Raw genomic sequence first — 23,662 nt, 5'->3', positions numbered from 1 at the left:
CGGGAGATCCGGGCCGTCGGGGCAATCAGAAGCGGGCGCTGGCTCAGTCGCCGAACAGCTTCTGGCGCAGTTCGCGGCGCTGCTGGGCTTCGAGCGACAGCGTGGCGGTCGGACGGGCCAGCAGGCGCGGCACGCCGATCGGCTCGCCGGTTTCCTCGCACCAGCCGTAATCGCCGGATTCGATGCGGGTCAGCGACTGCTCGACCTTCTTGAGCAGCTTGCGCTCGCGGTCGCGCGTGCGCAGTTCCAGGGCGTGCTCTTCCTCGATCGTGGCGCGGTCAGCCGGATCCGGCACGATGACCGTTTCGCGCAGGTGCTCCGTGGTCTGATCAGCGTTCTTCAGGATTTCGTCGCGCAGCTGCTCAAGGCGATGCTTGAAGAAGGCGAGCTGCGCTTCGTTCATGTAATCCTTGTCGCTCATCTTCAGGATTTCAGCTTCAGTCAGAAGTTTGTTGCTGCTCATGGTTGCTGCTGATTCTCTTGTTGATCTGACCGGCGGCGTCTGGGTCCGCTCGGGTGCTGTGTCCGCGTGCTTGCGCGGGGCGGACGTTTCACTCTGGCTGGCTGCAGTCTTGCTGCTTCGCGGGCCTCCCTTGGTCTCGACCGCGCCGGCGTGGGCCGTACCGCCGCGGGGAGCCGGCGCAGCCTTCACAGACTGCGCCTTGAGCGTCTCTGCCGCGGCACTACCTGTCTTGCTGCGGCTTTCTTTGGTCTTTGTTGCGGCTGTCATGGGGACACCTCTCTCTCGCGTCGGTATGGAACGGCGCGTGCCGGGATCCCCAAGCGGAGGGCGGTCTCCGCACGAAGCCCTGCGACCGCACCTGCCGGCGGCCTGCCTCGTGCTGACGACAACCGCCGCCCTGCAACACCGGCGGCGGGAAAAAGGTGCGCCGTCGGTATCAAATCCGGCCTATTGTACTTGAACAAAATTTTCCAAGATACGGAAAAGGCCTTGCCATAACTTCGGTGTTTCCCCGGTACCCCGAATGGGGGAGATCTCGGGGACGACACGTAGCGAGGGGCCGCCATGAGGCGGCTGCCGCACTCAGGCCAGGCAGTTGGCCAGGCCTTTCAGAATCGCGTCCCGGGGCAGGTCCACGCCGATGAACACCATCTTGGTGCCGGGAGTCTCGTCCTCCCACTTGGCGCCGACGTCGCTGCCCATCAACTGGTGGACACCCTGGAACACGACTTTCCGGTCCACACCCTCCATATATAGTACGCCCTTGTAGCGCAAGAGTTTTTCACCGTAGACGGCCAGGATGCCCGACAGGAATTCCTCCAGCTTGCCATAGTGGAACGGCTTGTCGCTGCGGAAGACGAACGACGCGATGTGGTCGGTGTGGTGGTGATGGTGGTGGTGGTCGTGGCTGTGGTCATGGCCACAGTCCGTGCCGCAGTGCTCGCCGTGCTCGTGCTTGTGATCATGGTCGTGATCGTCGGCGCTGAGGAATTCCGGGTCGATCTCCAGCTTGGCGTTCAGGTTGAAGCCGCGCAGGTCGAAGATGGTGTCGATCGGCGCTTCGCCGAAATTGGCCTGGCGGATCGGCGCGCGCGGATTCATGTGCAGCAGGCGGTGGCGCAGGTCGGCCACTTCGGCTTCGCTGACCAGGTCCGACTTGGTGATGAAGATGGCGTCGGCAAAGCCGACCTGGCGCTGGGCTTCTTCCTGCTTGTCGAGCTGCAGGTGAGCATGCTTGGCATCGACCAGCGTGATCACCGCGTCCAGCAGGTAGCGCGAGGCGATCTCGTCGTCCATGAAGAAGGTCTGTGCCACCGGGCCCGGATTGGCCACGCCCGTGGTTTCGATGACCACGCGGTCGAAGTCGAACTCGCCGGCGTCGCGCTTGGTCATCAGGTCGGACAGCGCCTGGACCAGGTCGCCCCGGATGGTGCAGCAGATGCAGCCGTTGCTCATCTGCACGATCTGCTCGCGGCCGTCCTGCACCAGGATCTCGTTGTCGATGTTTTCTTCGCCGAATTCGTTCTCGATCACGGCGATCTTCATGCCGTGCTGCTCGGTGAGGATGCGCTTGAGCAGGGTGGTTTTGCCGCTGCCGAGGAAGCCGGTCAGGATCGTGACCGGGATCAGTTTGGACATGGGTGGGTTCTCCGGGGGAATGGGGGCGTCTCAGGACGGGCAGCCTGGCAGCCGCGGCATGCGCGCGCCGCAGTCGGCGCACACGCCGTTCACGGTCAGTTCGACATGTTCGATGGCAAAGCCGCTGGGCACGCGCGGGGGGGCGGGCTGTGCCGGGACGCTGGCGTCGTCGAGGCAGAAGGTGCGGTCGCAGCGCGTGCAGTGGAAGTGGCTGTGCTGGCGATGCACCTCGGCGCGCGCGGCCTCGTGCTCGATCAGGCTGAAGCGGAACACCCGGTCGTTGCCGGCGCGCTTCTGCGCCACGCCTTGCTCCACCAGCCAGTCCAGCACGCGATACACCGTGACGCGGTCGATGGCCTCGCCCGCTCCGGGCAGGCGGTCGATCACGGCCTGGTGCGTCAGGGCCTCGTCGCTGGCGATCAGGCAGGCAAGGATGCACAGCCGCGGCTGCGTCACGCGGGCGCCTAGCCGGCGCAAGCGTTCCTGGGCTGCTTCGAAAACGGCCGGCGCGGGTGGGGTGTCGGGCTGGCTCGGGATCAGACGGGTCATGCGGAAGATTTAACCATAGGCCCCGCGCTGTTGCAATTCAGTTGCGTGTGGGCCGGCCGCAGTGGCTCCGTATATTCCCGCTGCCTGTCGCATCAAGATGCAGCGGGTTAGCCCTGATTCCGTTTGAATGTCTGCAGTTGGTAACATCAACGCCCGGCCCGGCCGTCATACAAGCCATACAGTCGAATGGGCCGCGCTGCCAACAGCCATGGTCGATCGCGCAACGGGACTACCCCGCCTGATTGCGCACGGACCGCGTCATGACACGCGGCATCCGGCACCGGCGGCGCTTTGCAGACGGAAAGAATTGGAGAGCACTATGAAACGAGTTGCAAAATTGGTCGCCGCAGTCGCGGCAGTGGGCGCGATGGGCGCATCTGTCGGCGCGCAGGCTCAGGACTATCCGGGCGGCAAGCCGATTTCGGCCGTGGTGCCCTTCTCGGCAGGCGGTCCGACCGACAAGGTCGCGCGCGAACTGACGGCGATCATGTCCAAGCACCTGGGCACAACCGTTGTGATCGAGAACCTCGGCGGTGCTGGCGGCACCATCGGCGCCAAGAAGGTGGCCCAGTCCAAGAACGACGGCTACACGGTGCTGATCCACCATATCGGCATGGCCACTGCCCCGGCGCTGTACCGCAACCTGGGCTTCGATCCGCTCAAGGACTTCGAGATGGTGGGCGAGATTGCCGACGTGCCGATGATCATGGTCGGCAACAAGCAATTGCCGCCGAATAGCTTCAAGGACCTGCTGCCGTACATCAAGGCCAATGCCAGCAAGCTGTCGCTGGCCAATGCCGGCATCGGTTCGGCCTCGCACCTGTGCGGCCTGCTGTTCCAGAGCGCGATCCAGACCGAGTTGACCACGGTGCCGTACAAGGGTGCCGCACCGGCGCTGACCGATATCCTGGGCGGCCAGGTCAACCTGCTGTGCGACCAGACCACCAACCTGGCTGGCCACCTCAAGGCCGGTTCGGTCAAGCCGTACGCGGCCATGCAGGCGCGCCGCGTGGAAGCGTTCAAGGACGTGCCGACCGCGCAGGAGCAGGGCATGCCGGGCGTCGAAGTCAAGGTCTGGCACGCCATGTACGCACCCAAGGGCACGCCGAAGCCGGTGATCGACAAGCTGTCGGCCGCGCTGCAGAAGTCCGTGACCGACCCGGTATTCCGCGCCAAGATGGCCGAGCTGGGTGCCGAGGCGGTGCCGGCACAGCGTGCCACGCCGGATTCGCTGCGCACCTACCTGGGCGCGGAAATCAACAAGTGGACCCCGGTGATCAAGAAGGCCGGCGTCTATGCCGACTGAGTGATGCGAGAGGCGGGGGTGCCGGTTGGTGCTGCCTGCCTCGAACCAGCAAAAAGGCCATGCGACTGCGCATGGCCTTTTTGTTTTGCGGGCGACCGAACCGTACCGGGCGCGGCGGCGTCCTATATTTGTCAGATTGCGTGGATGCGACTGCGCACCTGCCGATGGCGTAGCGCCGGGCGGCCCTTGAAACCGGCCTGATGCGTCGCCACCTACCGTCCTGACATATTCACGGAAGCAACCATGGAACAGTATCACGGCACTACCATCGTCAGCGTCCGCCGCGGCAATCAGGTCGCGCTCGGCGGTGATGGTCAGGTCACTCTCGGCAATATCGTGATGAAGGGCACCGCCCGCAAGGTGCGCCGCATCTACAACGGCAAAGTGCTGGTTGGGTTTGCCGGCAGCACGGCCGACGCGTTTTCGCTGCTGGACCGCTTCGAGGCCAAGCTGGAAAAGTACCAGGGCAACCTGACCCGCGCCGCGGTCGACCTCGCCAAGGACTGGCGGTCGGACCGCGCGCTGCGCCGGCTGGAAGCCATGCTGATTACAGCCGACCGCGACACCACGCTGGTCATCACCGGCAACGGCGACGTGCTGGACCCCGAGGGCGGCATCGCCGCGATTGGCTCGGGCGGCTCGTACGCGCAGTCGGCCGCGAAGGCGCTGGTGGAGAACACCGAGCTGGCGCCGAAGGACGTGGTCGAGAAAGCGCTGACCATCGCCGGCGAGCTCTGCATCTACACCAACACCAACTTCGTCATCGAAACGCTGGAATAAGCGCCGCCCGGCCCGCGCACGGGCCGGCACGCCCCCACTGAACGGATACCATGTCGCATACCATGACCCCGTCGGAAATCGTTTCCGAACTCGACAAGCACATCATCGGCCAGAACAAGGCCAAGAAGGCCGTGGCCGTGGCGCTGCGCAACCGCTGGCGCCGCCAGCAGGTGGCCGATCCGCTGCGCCAGGAAATCACGCCCAAGAACATTTTGATGATCGGCCCGACCGGCGTCGGCAAGACCGAGATCGCGCGCCGCCTGGCCAAGCTGGCGGATGCGCCCTTCATCAAGATCGAGGCGACCAAGTTCACGGAAGTCGGCTACGTCGGCCGTGACGTGGACACCATCGTGCGCGACCTGGCCGAGATGGCGATCAAGCAGACGCGCGAATCCGAGATGAAGAAGGTGCGCACCAAGGCCGAAGAAGCGGCCGAGGACCGCCTGCTCGACGTGCTGCTGCCGCCGCCGCGCGACATCGGCTTCTCGCAGCCCGAAGAGAAGGATTCCAACACGCGCCAGGTATTCCGCAAGAAGCTGCGCGAAGGCCAGCTCGACGACAAGGACATCGAGCTGGAAGTCGCCGCCGGCCTGCCGAGCATGGACATCATGGGGCCGCCGGGCATGGAGGAAATGACCGAGCAGATCCGCTCGATGTTCGCCGGCATGGGGCAGGGCAAGAAGCATCGCCGCAAGATGAAGGTCAAGGAAGCCTTCAAGCTGCTGATCGACGAAGAGGCCGCCAAGCTGGTCAATGACGAAGAGCTCAAGCACAAGGCCATTGCCAACGTCGAGCAGAACGGCATCGTGTTCCTGGACGAGATCGACAAGATCGCCAACCGCAGCGAAATGGGCGGCGGCGAAGTGTCGCGCCAGGGCGTGCAGCGCGACCTGCTGCCGCTGGTGGAAGGCACCACGGTGAGCACCAAGTACGGGATGATCAAGACCGACCACATCCTGTTTATCGCCTCGGGTGCGTTCCACCTGTCCAAGCCGAGCGACCTGATTCCCGAACTGCAGGGCCGCTTCCCGATCCGCGTCGAGCTCGACTCGCTGTCCGTGCAGGACTTCGAGGCCATCCTGACGCAGACCGACGCGAGCCTGACCAAGCAGTACCAGGCGCTGCTGAAGACCGAAGAGGTCGAGCTGCAGTTCGCGCCGGACGGCATCCGCCGGCTGGCCGAGATCGCGTTCTCGGTCAACGAGAAGGTCGAGAACATCGGCGCGCGCCGGCTGTACACGGTGATGGAGCGGCTGCTGGAAGACCTGTCGTTCCACGCGACCAAGTCGTCGGGCGAGACGGTGACGGTCGATGCCGCCTACGTCAACGAGCGGCTCGGCGATCTGGCGGTGAACGAAGACCTGTCGCGCTACGTGCTGTAAGCGCGACGGCGGATCGCCAACAAGAAGGGCGCACCTGGTGCGCCCTTTTTTGCGTCTGCGCCGAACGTATCAGTGCGAATGCCCGTGCGCGTGTCCCTCGGGCGCCAGCACCTCCAGTGCCGCGGCGGGCGATTTCAGGTCGCGCGTGGTCTGCCCATCGGCCGGCACCTGTGTCCATTCGGCCGTGCCGTTCTCGCACTCCTGCACCACCGGGAAGTAGAGCTTGCCGCCTTGCTCGGGCAGCTTCATCAGCATCACGAATTCATCGAAATGCGCGTCGGCCAGCGTGCCGCCGAACCAGCGCAGCGTGCGCACGTCCTCGGTCATCAGCTTGCCGTGCGACTGGACCGGCCTGGCCAGCGGCGCGCGCTTGACCTCGAGTTGCCAGCCGGCCTTGGGCTGCGGATGCGCGCCCTGCACGCCTTCGGGAATGGTGACGGTGATGGCGCGCGTGGCGCTGCCGTTGCAGCCATGGCCGACCATCAGCGCGCCCTTGTAATAGCTGCCGGCTTCCGCCTGTTTCTGCTCGAAGACGACGTGGCCCGATGCGGTGGCGGACAGCGCCATCAGCGCCGCCGGCAGCAGCCACTGGCGTGCCTGCCGGCGCGGGGAAAGCGGGAAATGCATGAAGAGCTCCTTGTCAGGCCGCTAGTCTAGCGTTGCACGCTGCGGCGCGCGCTGGCGCCGGATGCGGCTTAGTGCCGCACCTTGGCTGCGCCCTCCTAGGACAAGGCTTCATGTCAGGGCGTATCGGGGTGCCACCTGTCGGTAAGGTTGGTAAGCATTGGTAAGCACACTGGCGCACACCCATCGCGCAATGAGACGCTTGCGCACCTTGAGCCCATGGCAGATGCGGGAGCCACCGCATTGCAAACTACCTACTGGCAGGAGGAAAACCTGGTGAAGACACAATTCAGCCGCGTCATGATCGCGACCGCCGGCCTGCTGGCCACGCTGGCGGCGGCCACTGCATTCCTGTGCATGCGTCCGGCGAACGCCACCGCGCATGCCCCCCATCACGGCAACCTGGGCGCCGCGGCGGTCGCCGCCACGCTGGCACTGCAATCCGGAGAGCTTTTCACGCTGGCGGACCGCCACGCGAGTGATGCCTTGCGCGTCGTCGCGCAGGGCGATGGCCCCGATGGCGCGGGCGACGCGCTCGAGTGGGACTACGTTCAGCTTCGCCTGTAAAGGATCGCCGCGGGCTGAGCGGAATCGCCTTTGGCTCAGCGCGACACCGGGCGCTTGCCCAGCTTGCGTTGCAAGGTGCGCCGATGCATGTTGAGCGCGCGCGCAGTCGCCGAGATATTGCCGGCGTGTTCGTTCAGGACGCGCTGGATATGCTCCCATTCGAGCCTGGCCACCGACAGCGGCACCGGCTCTTCCAGCGCGGCTTCCGCCGCATCTTCCGAGATGCCCGCCATCAGGGCGGTAAGGATCGAATCCACGTTCGCGGGTTTGGCCAGATATTCATCCGCCCCCTGCTTCACCGCGGCGACTGCCGTGGCAATGCTCGCGTAGCCGGTCAGGATCAGGATGCGCGCGTCCGGCAGCGCCTGGCGCAGCGGCCCCACCAGTTGCAGGCCCGATTCGGCCGCGGCCGTGCTGCCCGCCTCGGGCGGCGGCCCCAGGTGCAGGTCCAGCGTGACGTAGGCGAACGCCGTGCGCGCGGCCAGCGCAAGCGCGGTGCTGGTGTTGTGCGCGACCTGCACGGCGTAGCCGCGGCGTGTCAGCGCGCGGGCCAGCGTGCCGGAGAACACGGCATCGTCGTCGATGACCAGGAAGGGCGAGCCTGCCGGCGCGATCGACTCGGGAACCGGATGGTGGATAACGGTCATGACGGATTCACTGCAAGGGTGGAAGAGGCCGGCACGCGCAGCGCCGCGACGGTGCCGCCGCCGGGACGGTCCTGCCACGCGAGCCCCCCGCCCATTTGCCGCGCGCCGCTTTGCGCCAGGTACAGGCCGATGCCCTGGCCGCCGTGCGGGCTGGCGACGGGCGCTTCGCCCAACTGCGCGTGCAGCGCGGGCGGAATGCCGTCGCCGCGGTCGCTCACGCGAAACGCCAGGTCGCCATGCTCGAGCGCAATGTCGAGCTGCAGCGGCATCTGCGCGCGCCCGGCCGATTGCTGGCTGCGCGCGGCGTTGTCGAGCAGGATGGTCAGGATCTGTCCCACGCGGGCGGGCTCGATCGCGAGTTCGCCAGCCTGAGGCGAGGCGCTGGCTTGCAGCGTGGCATTGGGGTGGCGCAGCTGCCAGCGCTCCGCGAAGCTGCCCAGCCATGCGTCGATGCGCTGCGGCGCCAGCGTGGCCGGATCTTCGCGCAGGCGCGCCAGGATCGTGCGGCACAGTTCCAGTTGCTGCTCCACGGTGAGCAGGTCCGGCAGGTAATCGGCCACCGGCGTGGCGCCGCGCGCGCGGTCCGAGGCGTCGCCGCGCAGTTCGCCCGCGATGACCGCCAGCGTCGCCAGCGGCGTGCCGATCTCATGTGCGACCGCCGCGGCCTGGGCATTGAGGTCTTCCACGCGTGCTTCACGCAGCAGCTGTTCGCGGGCCAGATGCAGTTGCGCCTCGCGCTGTCGCAGCACGCCGGAAAGCCGTGCCACGAACAGGGCGATCATCACCGCGCTGGCCACGAAATTCAGCCACATGCCGGCCAGGTGGTAGTTCACCGCCTTGTCGGGATCGTGCAGGTCCAGCGGCAGGTACTCGAACAGCAGCACCGTGTAGCAGGCCAGCGCGTAGCAGGCGAGCGCCACCACTTGCCGCCACGGCAGGATGGCCGCGGCGATGGCCAGGCCCGGCAGGTAGAACGAGACGAAGGGGTTGGTGGCGCCGCCCGTATAGAACAGGATCGCGGACAGTGCGGTCAGGTCGACGAGGAACTGGCCCATCAGCTCGGCTTCGCCGGGCGCCGAGCCGTGGCGGGTGTGCAGCCGCAGGCGCAGGCCGGTCAGCACGTTGAACAGCGCCTGCAGGGCGAAGACCACCAGCAGGGGGCTGGTCGGCAGCGCGACGCCGATAATCGGCTCGCACGACATCATGCCCAGTGCCTGCCCGGCCAGGAGCGCCCAGCGCAGCCAGAACAGCCGGCGCAGGCTCACCAGGCTCGGGCGCGCGGCCGGGCCGGCCGGAAGCGGCGGCGAGGCGGTGAGGGCTGGCGGGTGGGTCACGGCAGGGACGGCATGCATGCACGCGAGTGTATCAATGCGGCCCGCAGGCGCCGGCCAGTGCGACACCTTGCCGCATTGGTCGCGCGGGGGCGGTGCTGCCAGACTGTCGGGTTATCCGCGCCGCCGGCACCAGCCTGCGGTGGCGTGGTCTAATGTCTGCTTTCGGGGAGCCCTGTATGCAAGCCAAATTCGTGCAAGCCAAATTCCACGCGGCCACGCTGGCCGCCTCGTTCGCCATGCTGGCCTCGGGCGCCGCGCTGGCGCAGGTCGATGTCAGCAACGCCTGGGTGCGCGGCACGGTGCCGACCCAAACGGCGTCGGGCGCCTTCATGGTCCTGCACGCACATGAGAATGCAAAGCTGGTCGGCGTGTCGTCGCCGGTCGCGGTGGCCGAGCTGCACGAGATGAAGATGGAAGGCAACGTCATGCGCATGCGCCAGTTGCAGTCGCTGGACCTGCCGAAGATGCAGGACGTGGAACTCAAGCCCGGCGGCTACCACGTGATGCTGATGGACCTGAAAGGCCAGCTCAAGAAAGGCGACACGGTGCCCATCACGCTCAAGATCGAGCAGGGCGGCAAGGTCATCGAGCAAAAGGTGAACGCCGAAGTGCGCGATATGACCGCGAGTGCCGCCAGCCCGGCTGGCCACGGCGATCACAAGCACTGAATCTGACTGGACTGCGGGGCAGCCATGGCCAACAAGCAGCTCGGCACCCGGCAGAAGATGGTGTTCCGCGGCGGCACGGGCTCGCCGCCGCCGCGTGACAAGCGCGCCGGCCGCAAGCCAGGTCCGCCGCAGACCGGCAACGCGGCAGGCAAGACGCCGGTGCGGCGTCAGCCGCGCAAGCTGATCGGTTCGTCCGATTCCTGAGCGGCCGCGGCGGCCTGCACGCGTTCGCGCAGCCAGGTATGGCCCGGATCGGCGTCCGTGCGGTCGTGCCAGATCATGCTGAAGGTGAAGTTCTCGAGCGCGAACGGCGGATCGAAGACCGCGTAGCGCGGGTCCGCTTCCAGCGCGGCCAGGCTGCGGCGTGCGGTGGTCAGGACGAGGTTGGTCCCCGCGATCAGCGCCGGCGCCACGCTCCAGTGCGGCACCACGCAGGCGATCTTGCGGCGCCCGCCAATTTTTGCCACGGCCGCGTCGATGGCATCGACCCGCTCGCTGTGCGTGGCGACCAGCACATGCGAACGCGCGAGGTAGGCAACCTGATCCAGCCGGCCCGCATCGCGCACCGTGGCCGCGTCGACCGCACACGCGTAGCTTTCCTCGAACAGGGCGACCGCATGCACGTCTTCAGGCTGATGGGAGAAGACGCCCAGCGCCATGTCGATCTCGCCATCGGCCACTTGCGCCGTCATGGCTTCGCGGCTGGCCTGGGTTACCACCAGGTCGATATTCGGCGCGGCCTTGCGCACCGCGCGCAGCAGCCGCGGCAGCACCACCAGCGCGCCGTAGTCGGACATGGCCAGGCGGAAGCTGCGGCGCGCCGTTGACGGCTGGAAGCCGCCCGGACCGAGCAGGATGCGCACCTGCGCCAGCGCTTCGGCCAGAGGTCCGGAGATTTCATGGGCGCGGGCACTCGGCACCAGACCGCCCTTGCCGCGTACCAGGATAGGGTCGTCGAGCAGCTGGCGCAGGCGTCCCAGTGCGTGGCTGACGGCGGGCTGGCTCAGGTGCAGGCGCAGCGCTGCGCGCGAGATATGGCGTTCGGCCAGCAGTGCTTCCAGCACCACCAGCAGGTTCAGGTCGATTCCGCGTAGGGTATTCATTCCGCGAATGTTAAACGTATGAAAGCAGAATTGGAAATTCATTCTGCGATATTTCACACTATCGGGTACCGAATATTGCCTTACGGAGTGCGCCATGTCCGGCACGACGCTGCCCGCGAACCTGCTTCTCCCATTTGCCACCGCCATGCTGGCCGGTGCCGCGATCCCGATCCAGGCCGGCGCCAATGCAACGCTGGGCCGGGCGCTCGGGCATCCGCTATGGGCCACCGTGGCGTCGCTGCTGGTCAGCCTTGCCGCCATCGTGCCGCTGCTGTGGCTGCTGAAGGTGCCGCTGCCAGCGCTTCCAGTTGCGGCTCGCCAGCCGGCATGGATGTGGATCGGAGGTGTGCTAGGCGTGTTCTATATCACGGCGGCGCTGCTCATGGCGCCGCGCCTGGGCGCCGGCGGCTTTATCGCCGCGGTCGTCGCGGGCCAGGTGGCAGCGGCCTTGCTGGTCGATCAGTTCGGGCTGGCTGGCTTCGCAGTGCGCGCGCTGACGCCGGGGCGTCTCGCCGGCGCGGCGCTGATCGTCGCCGGCATGGTGGTGATGCAGTGGAGTTCGGCGCAAGCACGGCCCCAAGCCGCGCCGCCGCTTCAGTCCGGCGCCTGAAGTTGCTCCTGCCTCTTTTTCAGGCAAGCGGGGCACAGACAATGCTGGTCCGGCACGATCCTGCGCGCGGGCAGCAGCGGCTGGCTGGCGCACCAGCACCCGGGCAGGCCGGCCACATGGCCGCATACGAAGCCTGCGCCGCATTCGCTGCAGTGTTCGACCGGGCGCAACTGCCCCGTAAGGACAGTGGACGGATCGGTCATGGCCGGCTCCGCGGCGGTTCGTCGCCATCCTGGCCCATGCGGTGCATGGCCGAGCGCATCAGCCGCATCTGCGCGTCGAAACGCGTGCAGGCCGCGCAGATCAGCAGATGGCCGCGCATGCGCACGCGCTCGGTCCAGCCGAGCGGGCGGTCCATGGCCTTCATGGTGAGGTGGTGGACTTCCTCGCAGTCGGGCAGCAGGCGGTGAGGGCGTGGCGAGTCGGACATGGATTCGTGTCGGGGTCCTTGCGGGCGGGTCAGCGTGCCTTGCCGGCGCCGGGCGGCAGCCCGAACCAGTTCAGCTCCAGGCATTCGCGCAGGCGCATGCGGGCGCGGTACAGGATCACCCAGACATTGGTCGCGCTGAGCTGCAGATCCTGACAGATTTCTTCGGTCTCCAGCTCCAGCCACTCGCGCATCATGAACACGCGCGCCGTCTTCGCCGGCAGGCGGTCGACGCAGGCCTGCAGCACCTCGAAGAACTCGCGCCGCTCCAGCGTGCGATCGGGGTTGCCCCAATCGGACGGCATGTCCTGGTAGTGGCCGTTGCGGGTGAAGAGCGCGTCGAAGGCATCCTGCTCGGACTGGGCCGCGCCGTCGTCGTCCGTGGCCAGGGCCAGGCGGACCTCGCGCCGTCCGCTGCGCAGCAGGTCGATGATCTTGTGCTTGAGGATGCCGATCAGGTAGGTCTTCAATGCCGACTGGCCGGTAAAGCGCTCCGGGTGTTCCAGCACGGCCAGCAGGGTGTCGGACACCGCGTCCTCGGCCAGTGCTTCGTCGCGCAATTGCAATCGGGCGAAGCGCAGCAAGTGGGGGCGCAGGGACTCCAGGTCGGCGGTGTCGTGAGGCATCGGGGCGGCGGGGTCGGACGCTGTTGCGCAAAGATGACGCCGGCGCGCCGTGTCGTGCGCCACGCGGCGCATCGGGACGGCTTGTGCCGGGCCTCTGGGGCCGGCTGCCCGCGCTCCTCGCGGATTCTTGTAAAATCGGCGCCTGCCGTGGCCCTATGGTGCACTTTCGGGTGATCCCCGCGAGTTTCCCCGCCAGGTCTGCGGCCGATTTGCCATCATACCTGTTGAATCTCACGGATGTCCCAAGCCATGAACGCCGACCACCCCGGAGCTGCCGCGACTGCGGTGGCCGCTATTGCCCCCGCCCTCAAAGCCGAGATTCTCGCCGAGGCGCTGCCCTATATCCGCAAGTTTCACGGCAAGACCATCGTGGTCAAGTACGGCGGCAATGCCATGACCGAGGAAAAGCTCAAGCACGGTTTCGCGCGCGACGTGATCCTGCTGAAGCTGGTCGGCATGAATCCGGTGGTGGTGCACGGCGGCGGCCCGCAGATCGATGAGGCGCTCAAGAAGGTCGGCAAGGTGGGCACCTTCGTGCAGGGCATGCGCGTCACCGACGAAGAGACCATGGAAGTGGTCGAGTGGGTGCTCGGCGGCGAAGTCCAGCAGGACATCGTGATGCTGATCAACCAGTATGGCGGCCAGGCCGTGGGCCTGACAGGCAAGGACGGCGGCCTGATCCGCGCCAAGCGCCTGCAGATGCCGGACCGCGAAAACCCGGGTGCCTTCATCGACATCGGCTACGTCGGCGATATCGAGGCGATCAACCCGGCCGTGGTCAAGGCGCTGCAGGACGACGCCTTCATTCCGGTGATCTCGCCGATCGGCTTCTCCGACGACGGCCAGGCCTACAACATCAACGCCGACGTGGTGGCCGGCAAGATGGCCGAGATCCTCAAGGCCGAGAAGCTGGTGATGATGACCAACATCCCCGGCGTGATGGACAAGAAGGGCAACCTGCTGACCGACCTGTCCGCGCGCGAGATCGAGGAGCTGTTCGCCGACGGCACCATCTCGGGCGGCATGCTGCCCAAGATCTCGTCGGCGCTCGACGCCGCCAAGAGCGGCGTGCATTCGGTGCACATCATCGACGGCCGCATCGAGCATTCGCTGCTGCTGGAAATCCTGACCGAACAGGCGTTCGGCACGATGATCCGCTCGCACTGAGCGGCATCCGCGGGGCGGCGCGCCCATCTGCGCGCTGCCCGCTGCCTCCTTCCTCCTTTGCAATTCCAACAGTCCGGCGTGCCATACAGTCATTCCACTTCGCGCCGCGTGCCGGTGCGCCTGCGCCGCCGGCCGGCCGGCGACCAGTCCGGCGACACGGTGTGGCTGTTCGACCTGGACAACACGCTGCACGACGCCTCGCACGCGATCTTCCCGGCGATCAACCGGCTGATGACAGCGTATGTCGCGCGCGTGCTCGGCTGCGACGACGCTACCGCGAGCCGCGTGCGCGTGGACTACTGGCAACGCTATGGGGCGACGCTGCTCGGCATGATCCGCCACCACGGCGTGGACCCGGCGGATTTCCTGCGCGCGGCGCACGAGTTCCCGGAACTGGCCGGGATGGTTCGCGTGCGGCGCGGGCTGGCCGCGCATCTGCGACGGCTGCCAGGGCGCAAGATCATCGTCACCAACGCGCCGCAGGACTATGCGCGCGCGGTGCTCGATATTGCCGGCATCAGCCATTGCTTCGAGCGCGTGGTGGCGATCGAGCATATGTGGGTGCACGGGCACCTGCGCCCCAAGCCTGACCGGCGCATGCTGCGCCGCCTGCTGGCGCAGACCGGCATCGCGCCGCACCGCGCGGTACTGGTGGAAGACACGCTGTCGCACCTCAAGCGCTACGCCGGCATGGGTATCCGCACGGCGTGGGTAACGGGCTACCTGCGCATGATCGCGCCGTCGCGCCCGCACGTGGTTGCCGCGCCGGAAGCGGCGGGCAGCCGCGGCGATGCCGCGGTGCGCTCCACGCTCGAGGCCGAAGACCGCCAGCACGCCAGCCATGCCGCGCAGGAGCGCTCGGTGACGCTGGTCGCGGCCGAATCCCAGGTGCCGCCCGCTGCCGGGGCCGCCGCGCTGTCGCCGCAGTCGCAGCCCGACGCGCCGCGCGTGCGGGCGCGCGTGCCGAACCGGCCGGCCTATGTGGACATAAAAGTACAATCCATGCATCAACTACAACGAAGAATGCGGAGAACCGGGTCATGATGGAAAGCAACGGAACCCCGCCGGAGGCGGTCCTGCCGGAAGGGCAGGACGACGCGCCGGCGAGCGAGAGCGCGCCGCCGGCGCGCAAGCGCCCGCGGCCGGGCGAGCGCCGCGTCCAGATCCTGCAGACGCTGGCGGCCATGCTGGAGCATCCGCGCGGGGAAAAAATCACCACCGCCGCGCTGGCGGGGCGCCTGAGCGTGTCGGAAGCGGCGCTGTACCGCCATTTCGCCAGCAAGGCGCAGATGTTCGAAGGACTGATCGCCTTCATCGAGCAGACCGTATTCGGCCTGATCAACCAGATCACGGCCAACGAAGAGCACGGCCTGCGCCAGGTGCAGGCCATCGTGCGCATGCTGCTGTCGTTCGCCGAGAAGAACCCCGGCATGACCCGCGTGCTGACGGGCGAGGCGCTCGTGGGGGAGCACGAGCGCCTGCAGGAGCGCATCAACCAGATGGTCGACCGCATCGAGGCGTCGCTGCGCCAGTGCCTGAAGATCGCCGTGACGCAGGGCGCGTTCCCGGCCGATGCCGACGTTGCGCTGCGCGCCGCGCTGGTCATGGCCTACGTTCAGGGCCAGTGGCACCGCTATGCCAAGAGCGGCTTGCGCAAGTCGCCGGGCGAGCGCGCGGAGGCGCAGCTGCGCGTGTTGCTGGGATAGCCCCCGGCATCACCCTGGGCCAATTGCTCTATAATTGCCCGGTCGCGCCGATTTGATGACTGGCTTGCGGGCGCGCGGCAGCCGGATGGACCTGGAAAACCTGGGATCTCCGCCTGCGAATATAAATGCGGCTAAAGAAGTTGGGTCGGCGCCCCCAAGGCAGGTTCGGGAATCACGCCGGCACGCGGAACTCCGCGAATGCCCGACTTGGCTGCGACGCTTTATACGCACTGCCGGTCGGGTTTTTTTATGCCTGCTTGACGCGGGCCGATTCCATGACAGATGTCGCCTTGCCGCCTGCCGCGCTCACGCTGCCGAATGATTCCGTCGGCGTGGTCACGCCGCAGCGCATGCATTTCCAGGAGCCGCTGAAGCTGCGCAACGGCTCGTCCATCGCCGCCTACGACCTGATGGTCGAGACCTACGGAACGCTCAACGCAGACCGCTCCAATGCCGTGCTGGTCTGCCACGCGCTCAACGCGTCGCATCACGTGGCCGGCGTCTACGCTGATAATCCGCGCGATGTGGGCTGGTGGGACAACATGGTGGGGCCGGGTAAGCCGCTGGACACCAACCGCTTCTTCGTCATCGGCGTGAACAACCTGGGCTCCTGCTTCGGTTCCACGGGGCCGATGAGCACCAACCCGGCCACGGGCGAGCCCTATGGCGCGATGTTCCCGGTGGTGACGGTGGAGGACTGGGTCAACGCGCAGGCGCGCGTGGCCGATGTGTTCGGCATCGAGCAGTTCGCCGCGGTCATGGGGGGCAGCCTGGGCGGCATGCAGGCGGTGGCCTGGAGCCTGATGTATCCGCAGCGCCTGCGCCACTGCATCGTGGTCGCGTCCACGCCCAAGCTGTCGGCGCAGAACATCGCGTTCAACGAGGTGGCGCGCAGCTCGATCCTGTCGGACCCCGATTTCCACGGCGGCAACTACTACGCGCATGGCGTGAAGCCCAAGCGCGGCCTGCGCGTGGCTCGCATGATCGGCCATATCACCTACCTGTCGGACGAGGACATGGCCGAGAAATTCGGCCGCGAGCTGAAGTCCGAGGACATCCGCTTCTCGTTCGATGTCGAATTCCAGGTCGAGAGCTACCTGCGCTACCAGGGCGACAAGTTTGCCGAGTACTTCGACGCCAACACTTACCTGCTGATCACGCGCGCGCTGGACTACTTCGATCCGGCGCTGGCCTACGGCGGCGACCTGACGCGCGCCATGGCGCAGACGCAGGCGAGCTTTCTCGTGGCGAGCTTCAGCACCGACTGGCGTTTCGCGCCGAACCGCAGCCGCGAACTGGTCAAGGCGCTGCTCGACAACAAGCGCCCGGTCTCGTACGCCGAGATCGACGCGCCGCACGGCCATGACGCGTTCCTGCTCGACGACCCGCGCTACCACAACCTGATGCGCGCCTACTACGAGCGCATCGCAGAGGAGATCGGCGCATGAACGCCCTCGCCAATCCGAACATCCTGGCGCTGCGGCCCGATTTCCGCGCGATCGCCCGCTGGGTCGAGCCCAAATCCACCGTGCTCGACCTCGGCTGCGGCGACGGCAGCCTGCTGCGCGTCCTGCAGGACGAACTGGAAGTGCAGGCCTACGGCATCGAGATCCGCGACGAAGGCGTGCTGGCTTGCGCCCAGAAGGGCGTCCATGTCATCCAGCAAAACCTGGAAGGCGGCCTGGCGTTGTTCGAGGACAAGAGCTTCGACACGGTGATCCTGTCGCAGACGCTGCAGACTATCCACAACACCGCACAGGTCCTGCGCGACACGCTGCGCGTCGGGCGCGAGTGCATTGTCTCGTTCCCGAACTTCGGCTACTGGCCGCACCGCCTGTCGGTGTTCCGCGGGCGCATGCCGGTGTCGGAATCGCTGCCGTACCAGTGGTACAACACGCCGAACGTGCGCGTGCTGACCATTAGCGATTTCGAGGCGCTGGCGCCCAAGGTGGGCCTGCGCGTGCTTGACCGCGTGGTCATGCATGAGGGCATCACCGTGAACTGGGGCGAGAACTGGCGCGGCAGCCTGGCGGTGTACCGGGTCTGCTCCGCTTGACTGAGAATTTGCGGGACGGCGATTGGCGTTGACGCGAATCCTGGCTACGGTTAATGTAGGCAGGTATCGAACGACCGTGCTTTTGCTATGACCTCCGCGCCCCGGACCGTTACCGCCGCTGCCGCCGGCACGCTGCTTCACCCCTTTGACGACGCGCTCGTCCTCGAGCCAGCCGGCGAGCATCGCTTCCTGGGCCGCACCACACCGGCCTACTGGAACATGATCGGGCCGTTTGGCGGCATCACGGCCGCCACGCTGTTGCAGGCGGCCCTGCAGCATCCGGAGCGGCTGGGCGATCCGCTCGCGTTGACGGTTAACTTCGCGGGGCCGATCGCCGAAGGGCCATTCGAGATCGAGGCGCGGCCCACACGCACCAACCGTTCGACCCAGCACTGGCAGATCGAGCTGCGCCAGGGCGATGCGGTGGCCACCACGGCCACCGCGGTGTTTTCGCTGCGCCGCGAGACATGGTCGTGCGCGGAGGCGGTGCGGCCCGAGGCCCCTTCGGCGGACGAGGTGCCGGCCATGGCCGGGTTTGCGCCAGTGCGCTGGCTCAAGTCCTATGACATGCGCCCGGTCCGCGGTGCAAAGCCGACCACGGAACCCGGCACGGAACATCCGGACAGCCTGACGCAATTCTGGCTGCGCGACGAGCCAGCGCGCACGCCGGACTTCCCTGCCATGGCCGCATGGTGCGACAGCTTCTACCCGCGCATCTTCCTCAAGCGCGCGGGCTTCGTGCCGGCTGGCACGGTGTCGCTGACCACGTATTTCCATGCGGATGCGGCCACGCTGGCCGCGCTCGGCGACAGCCACGTGCTGTGCAGCGCGCGGGCCCAGGTGTTCCGCCAGGGCTTTTTCGACCAGAGCGCGCAGGTCTGGAGCGCGGGTGGCGAGTTGCTCGCCACGTCGCATCAGATCGTGTACTACAAGGAGTGACCCGACCGCAGGAAGCGGTTCAGGCGATCGCCTCGCGCGCCTGGGCTTCGTAGCGATGGACGGTGCGGCGCATGGCCCAGAGCAGCAGCACGCCGGGCAGCGCCACCAGCACCGTGCCGAGGTAGAAGGGCGCCCAGCCCCACGCCTCCACCATGTAGCCGGATGTCGGCCCGACATAGACGCGGCCAACCGAAGCCAGCGCCGACAACAGCGCGTACTGGGTGGCCGAGAACGAGCGGTTGCAGAGCGTCATCAGCAGCGCCACGAACGCTGCCGTGCCCATGCCGCCGCACAGGTTCTCGATCGCGATGGTGGTGCCCATCGACCACAGGTGCGGCGGCGTCACCGACAGGATCCAGTAGCCCAGGTTGGACACCGCCTGCAGCACGCCAAACAGCATCAGCGACCGGTACAGCCCCAGGCGCACCATCAGCGTGCCGCCGAACAGCGCGCCGACGATGGTCGCGGCCAGTCCCAGTGTCTTGTTGACGATGCCGACCTCGCCGGCGGAGAAGCCGACACCGCGGATCAGGAAGGTCGTGGACAGGCTTCCCGCAAACGCATCGCCAAGCTTGTAGAGCACGATCAGCAGCAGCAGCCACCAGGCACCGGGACGCGAGAAGAAATCGCGCAGCGGTCCCACGATCGCTTCTTCAAGCGAGCGCGGCGCGCGTGCCGGCACGTCGGGCTCCGGTGCCCACAGCAGCGTGACGATGCCAATGCCCATCAGTGCGGCCATCAGCAGGTACATCTGCGACCAGCCCATCACGCGGTCCGCCAGCCACAGCGCGAGCCCGCCCGAGACCAGCATCGCCAGCCGGTAGCCCAGCACCTTGACAGCCGCGCCCACGCCACGTTCGGGCGGCCGCAGCACGTCGGTGCTGTAGGCGTCGAACACAATGTCCTGCGACGCCGACAGGAAGGCCACCAGCGTGGCCAGTGCCGCCAGCGTCCAGAGCGCTTCGCGCGGGGGGCAGAACGCCATGGCCGCGATGCCCGCCACCAGCCCGAGCTGCGTGACCAGCAGCCAGCCCTTGCGCCGGCCCATGAGCGGCGGCGTGTAGCGGTCCATCAGCGGCGCCCACAGGAACTTGAAGATATAGGCCTGGCCCACCAGCGAGAAGAAGCCGATGGTCTTGATGTCGAGCCCTTCCACCGTCATCCAGGCCTGCAGCGTGCCGGACGTCAGCGCCAGCGGCAGCCCGGAAGCGAAGCCAAGCGCCAGCATGGCGCCGATGCGGCGGTTGCGGAAGATGTCGAGATAGTCCTGGAAAGTCATGGATGGCGTGGGCGGATGGCGCCGCGCGGCTGCGTGGACGCCGTGTATTATTGCATCACCCGTTTGCCCGCTTTGTGTCCGACTGCCACCGGCTTTCCCTATCGCCCCCAAGGAACCGAACATGTCCCGCCACCTGCCAGGTGTTTCGCGTCCTGTGCTGTCCCGCATGGCCTGCGTGCTGGCCGTGGGCGCGGCGATCACGGTGGCGCCGGCGCTGGCCCAGCAGGACGGCGTCCAGGAAGACGGCATCCGCTTGCAGCGCGGCGGCTCGGCGGTACGAAACATCGTGCCGGTCGAGGTCATCGAGCAACAGGCCGTGCAGGAGTACGAGCAGATCAAGCAGGAGGCGATCGCCAAGCGTGCGCTGGCCGGCGACAGCAATCCGCAGTTGCAGCGCCTGCGTGCCATCGGCAAGCGGCTGCTGCCGGAAACCGTGCGCTGGAACGAGCGCGCGCGCCAGTGGCAGTGGGAAATCAACCTGATCGGCTCGAAGCAGGTCAATGCCTTCTGCATGCCGGGCGGCAAGATCGCCTTCTACACCGGCCTGCTCGACCAGCTCAAGCTGACCGACGACGAGATCGCCATGGCCATGGGCCACGAGATCGCGCACGCGCTGCGGGAACATGCGCGCGAGCGCGCCGCCAAGTCGGAGATCACAAACCTTGGCGCCAATGTCGTTTCGCAGCTGTTCGGTTTCGGCAATCTCGGCAATATGGCGCTGGGGACCGGCGCGCACCTGCTGACGCTGCGCTTCTCGCGCGCGGACGAAAGCGAGGCCGACCTGATCGGCATGGACATCGCCGCGCGCGCCGCCTATGACCCGCGCGCGGCCGTGACGCTCTGGCAGAAGATGGCCAAGGTCACGCAGTCGGGTTCCGAGTTCCTGTCTACGCATCCGTCGGGGCGCAGCCGTATTGCCGACCTTGAGAAGCACATGCCGGAGGTGCTGCCGCTGTATGCGCGCGCCATCCACACCACAGTGGATCGCCTGCCGCCGTATCGCGCCAATATGGCCGACCTCGGCGATGCGCCGGTCGATTCCGGCGATGACGATCGCCAGCGGCCGCTGAAACGCTGATCGCCCCCGCGCGAAACAAAAAAGCCGGCAATGCCGGCTTTTTGCTTGAGCGTGAGAGCGGTCAGCCTTGCAGGCCGGTCGCCTCGTCGGCGCCCACATGCACATTCATGCATTGCACTGCTGCGCCAGCCGCACCCTTGCCCAGGTTGTCCAGGCGCGCGACCAGGTTCAGGCGCTCGGGCGTGCCGAACACGAACAGGTCGACCCGGTTGGTGTCGTTGTTGGCCTGCACGTCGAAGAATCCGTCGTCGAGGTTGTCGGCGCCGTTGTAAGGCATGACGCGCACGAACTGCTCGCCTTCATAGTGCTTGCGGTAGATGTCGACGATCTGCTCCGGGCTCACCTTGCGCGCCAGGCGATCCGCGAACACCGGCACCGTTACCGCCAGGCCCTTCAGGAAGTTGCCGACGATCGGGTTGAAGATCGGGTCCGACGCCAGGCCGCCCTGCACGCGCATCTCGGGCAGGTGCTTGTGCTGCAGACCCAGCGCGTAGGGGCGCGGGCTGTGCAGCTTCGGGTTACCGCCGGCTTCGAAGTCGGCAATCATCTTCTTGCCGCCGCCGCTGTAGCCGGTCAGCGAAAACGCCGAGACCGGATAGTCGCGCGGCAGCACGCCGGCATCCACCAGCGGGCGCACCGCCAGCACGAAGGCGCTGGCGTGGCACCCCGGCACCGCGATGCGCTTGCTGGCGCGGATCTTCTCGCGCTGGCCACGCACCAGTTCAGGCAGGCCGTAGGCCCAGTTGTCGTCGGTACGGAACGCCGTGCTGGCGTCGATCACGCAGGTATTCGGGTTGGCCACCAGCGACACAGCCTCGCGCGATGCCACGTCCGGCAGGCACAGGAAGGCGACATCCGCGGCGTTCAGGAAGCGTGCTCGCTCAGCCGGATCCTTGCGCTTGTCTTCTGCAATGCGCAGCAGCTCCACATCGGAACGACCGGAAAGATAGTCAAGCAACCGGAGACCGGTCGTGCCTTCCTGACCATCGACGAACACTTTGAAAACCATGGCGGACTCGCTCTTTGAAATGCGGGGAATGCGAAACATCTCCTGCCGGGCGCAGGGGCGAACCTGCATTGTAGCGGGCTTGGGGGCCGGTCGCAGGGGTTTGTACCGATTGGATTATTGCGGTCTGGCGTGGTTCGAGGCTTGCGGGATTTAACCTAGTAGGTTAATTTGCATGGAGAAGGGCACGGCGCATTACAAGCTGCGGCATGTGAAGGACATGCTGGCGGCAGGTCAGATGAAAATGACCTACGTCGCGTACGCCGGAGCGGCGCGAATGAAACTGGATTGGCACGGGGTGCTCGACATCCTGCTGCGCCTTGAGCCGGCGGATTTCCATAAAAGTATGACTACTTATGAGGATCATCGGGTGTGGCAGGACGTCTACCCACCCGTCACGCGATATGGTGGCCTTTACGTAAAGCTGACAATGACGGATAAGGTGCTCGTGGTGTCGTTCAAGCCTCGATAAACCAACGATCCGGGCGACTAAGGAGTTGCGGATGAGGTGTCCTGCTTGTGGTGGTGCGGCACTGGTGAAAGGTGTGCGTGACATGCCTTATACGTATCGCGGAGAAACCACCGTAATCTGCGATGTGCAGGGGGAGTGGTGTCACAAATGCGGCGACGGTGTACTGGACATCAACGACGGCGATAGAGTTAGCGAGTCGATGCTGGCCTTCAATAAACAGGTCAATGCGTCACTCGTGGATCCCACATATATCACCGCCGTCCGCAAGAAACTTTGCCTTGACCAGCGGGAAGCCGCAGACATTTTCGGCGGTGGCGTCAACGCGTTCTCCCGCTACGAAACGGGCAAGACTAAACCACCGCTGGCCCTGATCCAGCTCCTCAAGCTACTGGACCGCCACCCAGAGCTCCTTGCAGAAGTCCGGGCGGCGTAAAGCCCCCTCTCAGAGCGGGTAGTCGTAATCGATCGACAGCGGCGCGTGGTCGCTGAACTTCTCGTCCTTGTAGATCGAGCACACGTGCGCCGTGGTGGCGATCTTCGGCGTGGCCAGGTGGTAATCAATACGCCACCCGACGTTCTTGGCGTAGGCCTGGCCGCGGTTGCTCCACCAGGTGTACTGCTCGGGCCGCGAATCGAGTTGGCGGAACACGTCCACATAGCCGTGGGTATCGAACAGGGCGCCAATCCAGGCGCGCTCTTCCGGCAGGAATCCAGAGTTCTTCAGGTTGCCCTTCCAGTTCTTGATATCGATTTCCTTGTGCGCGATGTTCACATCGCCGCACAGCACGATTTCCCGCCCGCTGGCCTTCAGTTGCAACAAGTGCGGAAGGAAGGCCTCCATGAAGCGGAACTTTGCCTGCTGGCGCTCCTCCGAACTCGAGCCCGAGGGCACATAGACGGAGATCACGGCGAGGTTCGGATACTGCACTTCCACGTAACGGCCTTCGCCGTCGAATTCCGGATTGCCGAAACCGGTGATTACGCGCTCGGGCTTGTGCCGTGTGTAGAGGCCGACACCGCTGTAGCCTTTCTTCTCGGCGTAGTGGAAATAGCCGTGGTAGCCATGTGGCGCCAGGAACGCTTCAGTCATGTCGGCGGCCTGCGCCTTGAGCTCCTGTACACAGACCATGTCCGCGTCCTGCTTGCCCATCCACTCGAAAAAGCCCTTTTTGGACGCGGAGCGGATGCCGTTGAGGTTGGCGCTGATAATCCGTAACATGCGGGAAATTTTTGAA

At 66.3% G+C, this 23,662-nt stretch carries 29 protein-coding genes; 16 read left to right on the top strand and 13 right to left on the bottom strand.

Translation table 11 applies throughout. The features are described from left to right. Nucleotides 1–43: 43 nt before the first annotated feature. From dksA to AC3FKG_RS09940, 3 genes are all read right to left on the bottom strand, one after another. A complete protein-coding gene (gene dksA, locus AC3FKG_RS09950) occupies nucleotides 44–463 on the bottom strand; it encodes an RNA polymerase-binding protein DksA (RefSeq protein ID WP_211947140.1) in 420 nt (139 codons plus the stop codon). Nucleotides 464–1,045: 582 nt separating this feature from the next. Further along, entirely contained in the window at nucleotides 1,046–2,101 is a 1,056-nt protein-coding gene (locus tag AC3FKG_RS09945) for a CobW family GTP-binding protein (RefSeq protein ID WP_483710155.1), read from the bottom strand. 30 nt (nucleotides 2,102–2,131) lie between these two features. Then, on the bottom strand, nucleotides 2,132–2,650 hold the full coding sequence (locus AC3FKG_RS09940; protein WP_483710156.1) for a Fur family transcriptional regulator: 519 nt from the start codon (nucleotides 2,648–2,650) through the stop codon (nucleotides 2,132–2,134). Between the two features lie 319 nt (nucleotides 2,651–2,969). On the opposite strand from AC3FKG_RS09940, the gene AC3FKG_RS09935 reads away from it, so the two are divergent. The 3 genes from AC3FKG_RS09935 to hslU all read left to right on the top strand — a co-directional run bounded on the left by AC3FKG_RS09935 (nucleotide 2,970) and on the right by hslU (nucleotide 6,118). Continuing rightward, nucleotides 2,970–3,956 (top strand): tripartite tricarboxylate transporter substrate-binding protein, encoded by a 987-nt coding sequence (locus AC3FKG_RS09935; protein WP_488742961.1) that lies wholly within the window; start codon nucleotides 2,970–2,972, stop codon nucleotides 3,954–3,956. A 243-nt stretch (nucleotides 3,957–4,199) separates the two neighbouring features. Then, nucleotides 4,200–4,736: an ATP-dependent protease subunit HslV gene (gene hslV, locus AC3FKG_RS09930; RefSeq protein ID WP_483710158.1), complete on the top strand. Its 537-nt coding sequence runs from the start codon at nucleotides 4,200–4,202 to the stop codon at nucleotides 4,734–4,736. 50 nt (nucleotides 4,737–4,786) lie between these two features. Beyond that, a complete protein-coding gene (gene hslU, locus AC3FKG_RS09925; protein WP_488742960.1) occupies nucleotides 4,787–6,118 on the top strand; it encodes an ATP-dependent protease ATPase subunit HslU in 1,332 nt (443 codons plus the stop codon). 69 nt (nucleotides 6,119–6,187) lie between these two features. On the opposite strand, the gene AC3FKG_RS09920 is transcribed toward hslU, so the two are convergent. Beyond that, a complete protein-coding gene (locus tag AC3FKG_RS09920; protein ID WP_483710160.1) occupies nucleotides 6,188–6,745 on the bottom strand; it encodes a YcnI family copper-binding membrane protein in 558 nt (185 codons plus the stop codon). A 270-nt stretch (nucleotides 6,746–7,015) separates the two neighbouring features. Between AC3FKG_RS09920 and AC3FKG_RS09915 the strand changes: the two genes are divergently transcribed. Then, complete coding sequence (locus AC3FKG_RS09915; protein WP_483711581.1) at nucleotides 7,016–7,309, top strand: hypothetical protein; 294 nt, start codon at nucleotides 7,016–7,018, stop codon at nucleotides 7,307–7,309. Between the two features lie 35 nt (nucleotides 7,310–7,344). On the opposite strand, the gene AC3FKG_RS09910 is transcribed toward AC3FKG_RS09915, so the two are convergent. Both AC3FKG_RS09910 and AC3FKG_RS09905 read right to left on the bottom strand, forming a co-directional pair. Beyond that, nucleotides 7,345–7,956, bottom strand: a complete 612-nt coding sequence (locus AC3FKG_RS09910) for a response regulator transcription factor (RefSeq protein WP_488742959.1) — start codon at nucleotides 7,954–7,956, stop codon at nucleotides 7,345–7,347. Next, complete coding sequence (locus tag AC3FKG_RS09905; RefSeq protein WP_488742958.1) at nucleotides 7,953–9,308, bottom strand: ATP-binding protein; 1,356 nt, start codon at nucleotides 9,306–9,308, stop codon at nucleotides 7,953–7,955. The genes AC3FKG_RS09910 and AC3FKG_RS09905 overlap by 4 nt, the downstream gene beginning before the upstream one ends. Nucleotides 9,309–9,481: 173 nt before the next feature. Between AC3FKG_RS09905 and AC3FKG_RS09900 the strand changes: the two genes are divergently transcribed. Then, entirely contained in the window at nucleotides 9,482–9,958 is a 477-nt protein-coding gene (locus tag AC3FKG_RS09900; protein WP_483711582.1) for a copper chaperone PCu(A)C, read from the top strand. Nucleotides 9,959–9,982: 24 nt separating this feature from the next. Then, nucleotides 9,983–10,162 (top strand): hypothetical protein, encoded by a 180-nt coding sequence (locus tag AC3FKG_RS09895; RefSeq protein WP_488742957.1) that lies wholly within the window; start codon nucleotides 9,983–9,985, stop codon nucleotides 10,160–10,162. Here AC3FKG_RS09895 and AC3FKG_RS09890 read toward each other — a convergent pair. Next, complete coding sequence (locus tag AC3FKG_RS09890; RefSeq protein ID WP_483710164.1) at nucleotides 10,126–11,061, bottom strand: LysR family transcriptional regulator; 936 nt, start codon at nucleotides 11,059–11,061, stop codon at nucleotides 10,126–10,128. The genes AC3FKG_RS09895 and AC3FKG_RS09890 overlap by 37 nt on opposite strands. A gap of 94 nt (nucleotides 11,062–11,155) precedes the next feature. Here AC3FKG_RS09890 and AC3FKG_RS09885 point away from each other — a divergent pair, with 94 nt between their 5' ends. After that, on the top strand, nucleotides 11,156–11,671 hold the full coding sequence (locus AC3FKG_RS09885) for a DMT family transporter (protein WP_483710165.1): 516 nt from the start codon (nucleotides 11,156–11,158) through the stop codon (nucleotides 11,669–11,671). Here AC3FKG_RS09885 and AC3FKG_RS09880 read toward each other — a convergent pair. The 3 genes from AC3FKG_RS09880 to AC3FKG_RS09870 are packed head-to-tail and all read right to left on the bottom strand — an operon-like array spanning nucleotide 11,656 to nucleotide 12,724. Continuing rightward, on the bottom strand, nucleotides 11,656–11,874 hold the full coding sequence (locus tag AC3FKG_RS09880) for a cysteine-rich CWC family protein (protein WP_483710166.1): 219 nt from the start codon (nucleotides 11,872–11,874) through the stop codon (nucleotides 11,656–11,658). The genes AC3FKG_RS09885 and AC3FKG_RS09880 overlap by 16 nt on opposite strands. Beyond that, the gene (locus AC3FKG_RS09875) at nucleotides 11,871–12,101 is read right to left on the bottom strand and encodes a zf-HC2 domain-containing protein (RefSeq protein WP_483710167.1); all 231 of its coding nucleotides are present in this window, start codon (nucleotides 12,099–12,101) and stop codon (nucleotides 11,871–11,873) included. The genes AC3FKG_RS09880 and AC3FKG_RS09875 overlap by 4 nt, the downstream gene beginning before the upstream one ends. 29 nt (nucleotides 12,102–12,130) lie before the next feature. After that, nucleotides 12,131–12,724, bottom strand: coding sequence for a sigma-70 family RNA polymerase sigma factor (locus AC3FKG_RS09870; RefSeq protein ID WP_483710168.1), 594 nt, complete (start codon nucleotides 12,722–12,724; stop codon nucleotides 12,131–12,133). Nucleotides 12,725–12,961: 237 nt separating this feature from the next. Between AC3FKG_RS09870 and argB the strand changes: the two genes are divergently transcribed. The 6 genes from argB (at nucleotide 12,962) to AC3FKG_RS09840 (ending at nucleotide 18,592) form a co-directional block, all read left to right on the top strand. Then, nucleotides 12,962–13,891 carry an acetylglutamate kinase gene (argB, locus tag AC3FKG_RS09865; protein ID WP_483710169.1) on the top strand — a complete coding sequence of 310 codons (930 nt, stop codon included), beginning with the start codon at nucleotides 12,962–12,964 and terminating at the stop codon, nucleotides 13,889–13,891. A 78-nt stretch (nucleotides 13,892–13,969) separates the two neighbouring features. After that, nucleotides 13,970–14,935, top strand: a complete 966-nt coding sequence (locus tag AC3FKG_RS09860) for a pyrimidine 5'-nucleotidase (RefSeq protein ID WP_488742956.1) — start codon at nucleotides 13,970–13,972, stop codon at nucleotides 14,933–14,935. After that, the gene (gene slmA, locus AC3FKG_RS09855) at nucleotides 14,932–15,597 is read left to right on the top strand and encodes a nucleoid occlusion factor SlmA (protein ID WP_483710171.1); all 666 of its coding nucleotides are present in this window, start codon (nucleotides 14,932–14,934) and stop codon (nucleotides 15,595–15,597) included. Before AC3FKG_RS09860 ends, slmA begins: the two co-directional genes overlap by 4 nt. Nucleotides 15,598–15,872: 275 nt before the next feature. Then, complete coding sequence (gene metX / locus AC3FKG_RS09850; RefSeq protein ID WP_488742955.1) at nucleotides 15,873–17,045, top strand: homoserine O-succinyltransferase MetX; 1,173 nt, start codon at nucleotides 15,873–15,875, stop codon at nucleotides 17,043–17,045. Continuing rightward, a complete protein-coding gene (metW, locus tag AC3FKG_RS09845) occupies nucleotides 17,042–17,653 on the top strand; it encodes a methionine biosynthesis protein MetW (protein WP_483710173.1) in 612 nt (203 codons plus the stop codon). Before metX ends, metW begins: the two co-directional genes overlap by 4 nt. A gap of 87 nt (nucleotides 17,654–17,740) precedes the next feature. Next, complete coding sequence (locus tag AC3FKG_RS09840; RefSeq protein ID WP_488742954.1) at nucleotides 17,741–18,592, top strand: acyl-CoA thioesterase; 852 nt, start codon at nucleotides 17,741–17,743, stop codon at nucleotides 18,590–18,592. Nucleotides 18,593–18,611: 19 nt separating this feature from the next. On the opposite strand, the gene AC3FKG_RS09835 is transcribed toward AC3FKG_RS09840, so the two are convergent. Further along, nucleotides 18,612–19,871, bottom strand: coding sequence for a muropeptide transporter (locus AC3FKG_RS09835; protein ID WP_488742953.1), 1,260 nt, complete (start codon nucleotides 19,869–19,871; stop codon nucleotides 18,612–18,614). Between the two features lie 121 nt (nucleotides 19,872–19,992). Between AC3FKG_RS09835 and AC3FKG_RS09830 the strand changes: the two genes are divergently transcribed. Then, nucleotides 19,993–20,949, top strand: coding sequence for a M48 family metallopeptidase (locus AC3FKG_RS09830; RefSeq protein ID WP_488742952.1), 957 nt, complete (start codon nucleotides 19,993–19,995; stop codon nucleotides 20,947–20,949). A gap of 61 nt (nucleotides 20,950–21,010) precedes the next feature. Here the strand turns inward: AC3FKG_RS09830 and argC are convergent, their stop codons facing one another. Then, nucleotides 21,011–21,958: an N-acetyl-gamma-glutamyl-phosphate reductase gene (argC, locus tag AC3FKG_RS09825; protein WP_488742951.1), complete on the bottom strand. Its 948-nt coding sequence runs from the start codon at nucleotides 21,956–21,958 to the stop codon at nucleotides 21,011–21,013. Between the two features lie 172 nt (nucleotides 21,959–22,130). Here argC and AC3FKG_RS09820 point away from each other — a divergent pair, with 172 nt between their 5' ends. Continuing rightward, nucleotides 22,131–22,427 (top strand): type II toxin-antitoxin system MqsR family toxin, encoded by a 297-nt coding sequence (locus tag AC3FKG_RS09820; RefSeq protein ID WP_488742950.1) that lies wholly within the window; start codon nucleotides 22,131–22,133, stop codon nucleotides 22,425–22,427. 31 nt (nucleotides 22,428–22,458) lie between these two features. After that, nucleotides 22,459–22,860: a type II TA system antitoxin MqsA family protein gene (locus tag AC3FKG_RS09815; protein WP_488742949.1), complete on the top strand. Its 402-nt coding sequence runs from the start codon at nucleotides 22,459–22,461 to the stop codon at nucleotides 22,858–22,860. 9 nt (nucleotides 22,861–22,869) lie between these two features. On the opposite strand, the gene AC3FKG_RS09810 is transcribed toward AC3FKG_RS09815, so the two are convergent. After that, nucleotides 22,870–23,646, bottom strand: coding sequence for an exodeoxyribonuclease III (locus tag AC3FKG_RS09810; RefSeq protein WP_488742948.1), 777 nt, complete (start codon nucleotides 23,644–23,646; stop codon nucleotides 22,870–22,872). Between the last annotated feature and the right edge of the window lie 16 nt (nucleotides 23,647–23,662).

This window comes from Cupriavidus sp. 22TCCZM04-2, from assembly GCF_057798895.1.
The sequence above is the reverse complement of the archived record's forward strand: the minus strand, read 5'-3'. Positions and strand labels throughout refer to the sequence as shown.

Excerpts from the sequence above, each read along its gene's own strand:
- AC3FKG_RS09885 (WP_483710165.1), top strand. The coding sequence starts at position 11,156 with ATGTCCGGCACGACGCTGCCCGCGAACCTGCTTCTCCCATTTGCCACC.
- hslU (WP_488742960.1), top strand. The coding sequence starts at position 4,787 with ATGTCGCATACCATGACCCCGTCGGAAATCGTTTCCGAACTCGACAAG.
- AC3FKG_RS09880 (WP_483710166.1), bottom strand. The coding sequence starts at position 11,874 with ATGACCGATCCGTCCACTGTCCTTACGGGGCAGTTGCGCCCGGTCGAA.
- AC3FKG_RS09920 (WP_483710160.1), bottom strand. The coding sequence starts at position 6,745 with ATGCATTTCCCGCTTTCCCCGCGCCGGCAGGCACGCCAGTGGCTGCTG.
- metW (WP_483710173.1), top strand. The coding sequence starts at position 17,042 with ATGAACGCCCTCGCCAATCCGAACATCCTGGCGCTGCGGCCCGATTTC.
- hslV (WP_483710158.1), top strand. The coding sequence starts at position 4,200 with ATGGAACAGTATCACGGCACTACCATCGTCAGCGTCCGCCGCGGCAAT.
- AC3FKG_RS09870 (WP_483710168.1), bottom strand. The coding sequence starts at position 12,724 with ATGCCTCACGACACCGCCGACCTGGAGTCCCTGCGCCCCCACTTGCTG.
- AC3FKG_RS09875 (WP_483710167.1), bottom strand. The coding sequence starts at position 12,101 with ATGTCCGACTCGCCACGCCCTCACCGCCTGCTGCCCGACTGCGAGGAA.
- AC3FKG_RS09810 (WP_488742948.1), bottom strand. The coding sequence starts at position 23,646 with ATGTTACGGATTATCAGCGCCAACCTCAACGGCATCCGCTCCGCGTCC.
- AC3FKG_RS09910 (WP_488742959.1), bottom strand. The coding sequence starts at position 7,956 with ATGACCGTTATCCACCATCCGGTTCCCGAGTCGATCGCGCCGGCAGGC.
- AC3FKG_RS09820 (WP_488742950.1), top strand. The coding sequence starts at position 22,131 with ATGGAGAAGGGCACGGCGCATTACAAGCTGCGGCATGTGAAGGACATG.
- AC3FKG_RS09815 (WP_488742949.1), top strand. The coding sequence starts at position 22,459 with ATGAGGTGTCCTGCTTGTGGTGGTGCGGCACTGGTGAAAGGTGTGCGT.
- AC3FKG_RS09945 (WP_483710155.1), bottom strand. The coding sequence starts at position 2,101 with ATGTCCAAACTGATCCCGGTCACGATCCTGACCGGCTTCCTCGGCAGC.
- metX (WP_488742955.1), top strand. The coding sequence starts at position 15,873 with ATGACAGATGTCGCCTTGCCGCCTGCCGCGCTCACGCTGCCGAATGAT.
- AC3FKG_RS09890 (WP_483710164.1), bottom strand. The coding sequence starts at position 11,061 with ATGAATACCCTACGCGGAATCGACCTGAACCTGCTGGTGGTGCTGGAA.
- slmA (WP_483710171.1), top strand. The coding sequence starts at position 14,932 with ATGATGGAAAGCAACGGAACCCCGCCGGAGGCGGTCCTGCCGGAAGGG.
- AC3FKG_RS09940 (WP_483710156.1), bottom strand. The coding sequence starts at position 2,650 with ATGACCCGTCTGATCCCGAGCCAGCCCGACACCCCACCCGCGCCGGCC.
- AC3FKG_RS09895 (WP_488742957.1), top strand. The coding sequence starts at position 9,983 with ATGGCCAACAAGCAGCTCGGCACCCGGCAGAAGATGGTGTTCCGCGGC.
- AC3FKG_RS09905 (WP_488742958.1), bottom strand. The coding sequence starts at position 9,308 with ATGCATGCCGTCCCTGCCGTGACCCACCCGCCAGCCCTCACCGCCTCG.
- AC3FKG_RS09935 (WP_488742961.1), top strand. The coding sequence starts at position 2,970 with ATGAAACGAGTTGCAAAATTGGTCGCCGCAGTCGCGGCAGTGGGCGCG.
- AC3FKG_RS09840 (WP_488742954.1), top strand. The coding sequence starts at position 17,741 with ATGACCTCCGCGCCCCGGACCGTTACCGCCGCTGCCGCCGGCACGCTG.
- AC3FKG_RS09830 (WP_488742952.1), top strand. The coding sequence starts at position 19,993 with ATGTCCCGCCACCTGCCAGGTGTTTCGCGTCCTGTGCTGTCCCGCATG.
- AC3FKG_RS09835 (WP_488742953.1), bottom strand. The coding sequence starts at position 19,871 with ATGACTTTCCAGGACTATCTCGACATCTTCCGCAACCGCCGCATCGGC.
- argB (WP_483710169.1), top strand. The coding sequence starts at position 12,962 with ATGTCCCAAGCCATGAACGCCGACCACCCCGGAGCTGCCGCGACTGCG.
- argC (WP_488742951.1), bottom strand. The coding sequence starts at position 21,958 with ATGGTTTTCAAAGTGTTCGTCGATGGTCAGGAAGGCACGACCGGTCTC.
- dksA (WP_211947140.1), bottom strand. The coding sequence starts at position 463 with ATGAGCAGCAACAAACTTCTGACTGAAGCTGAAATCCTGAAGATGAGC.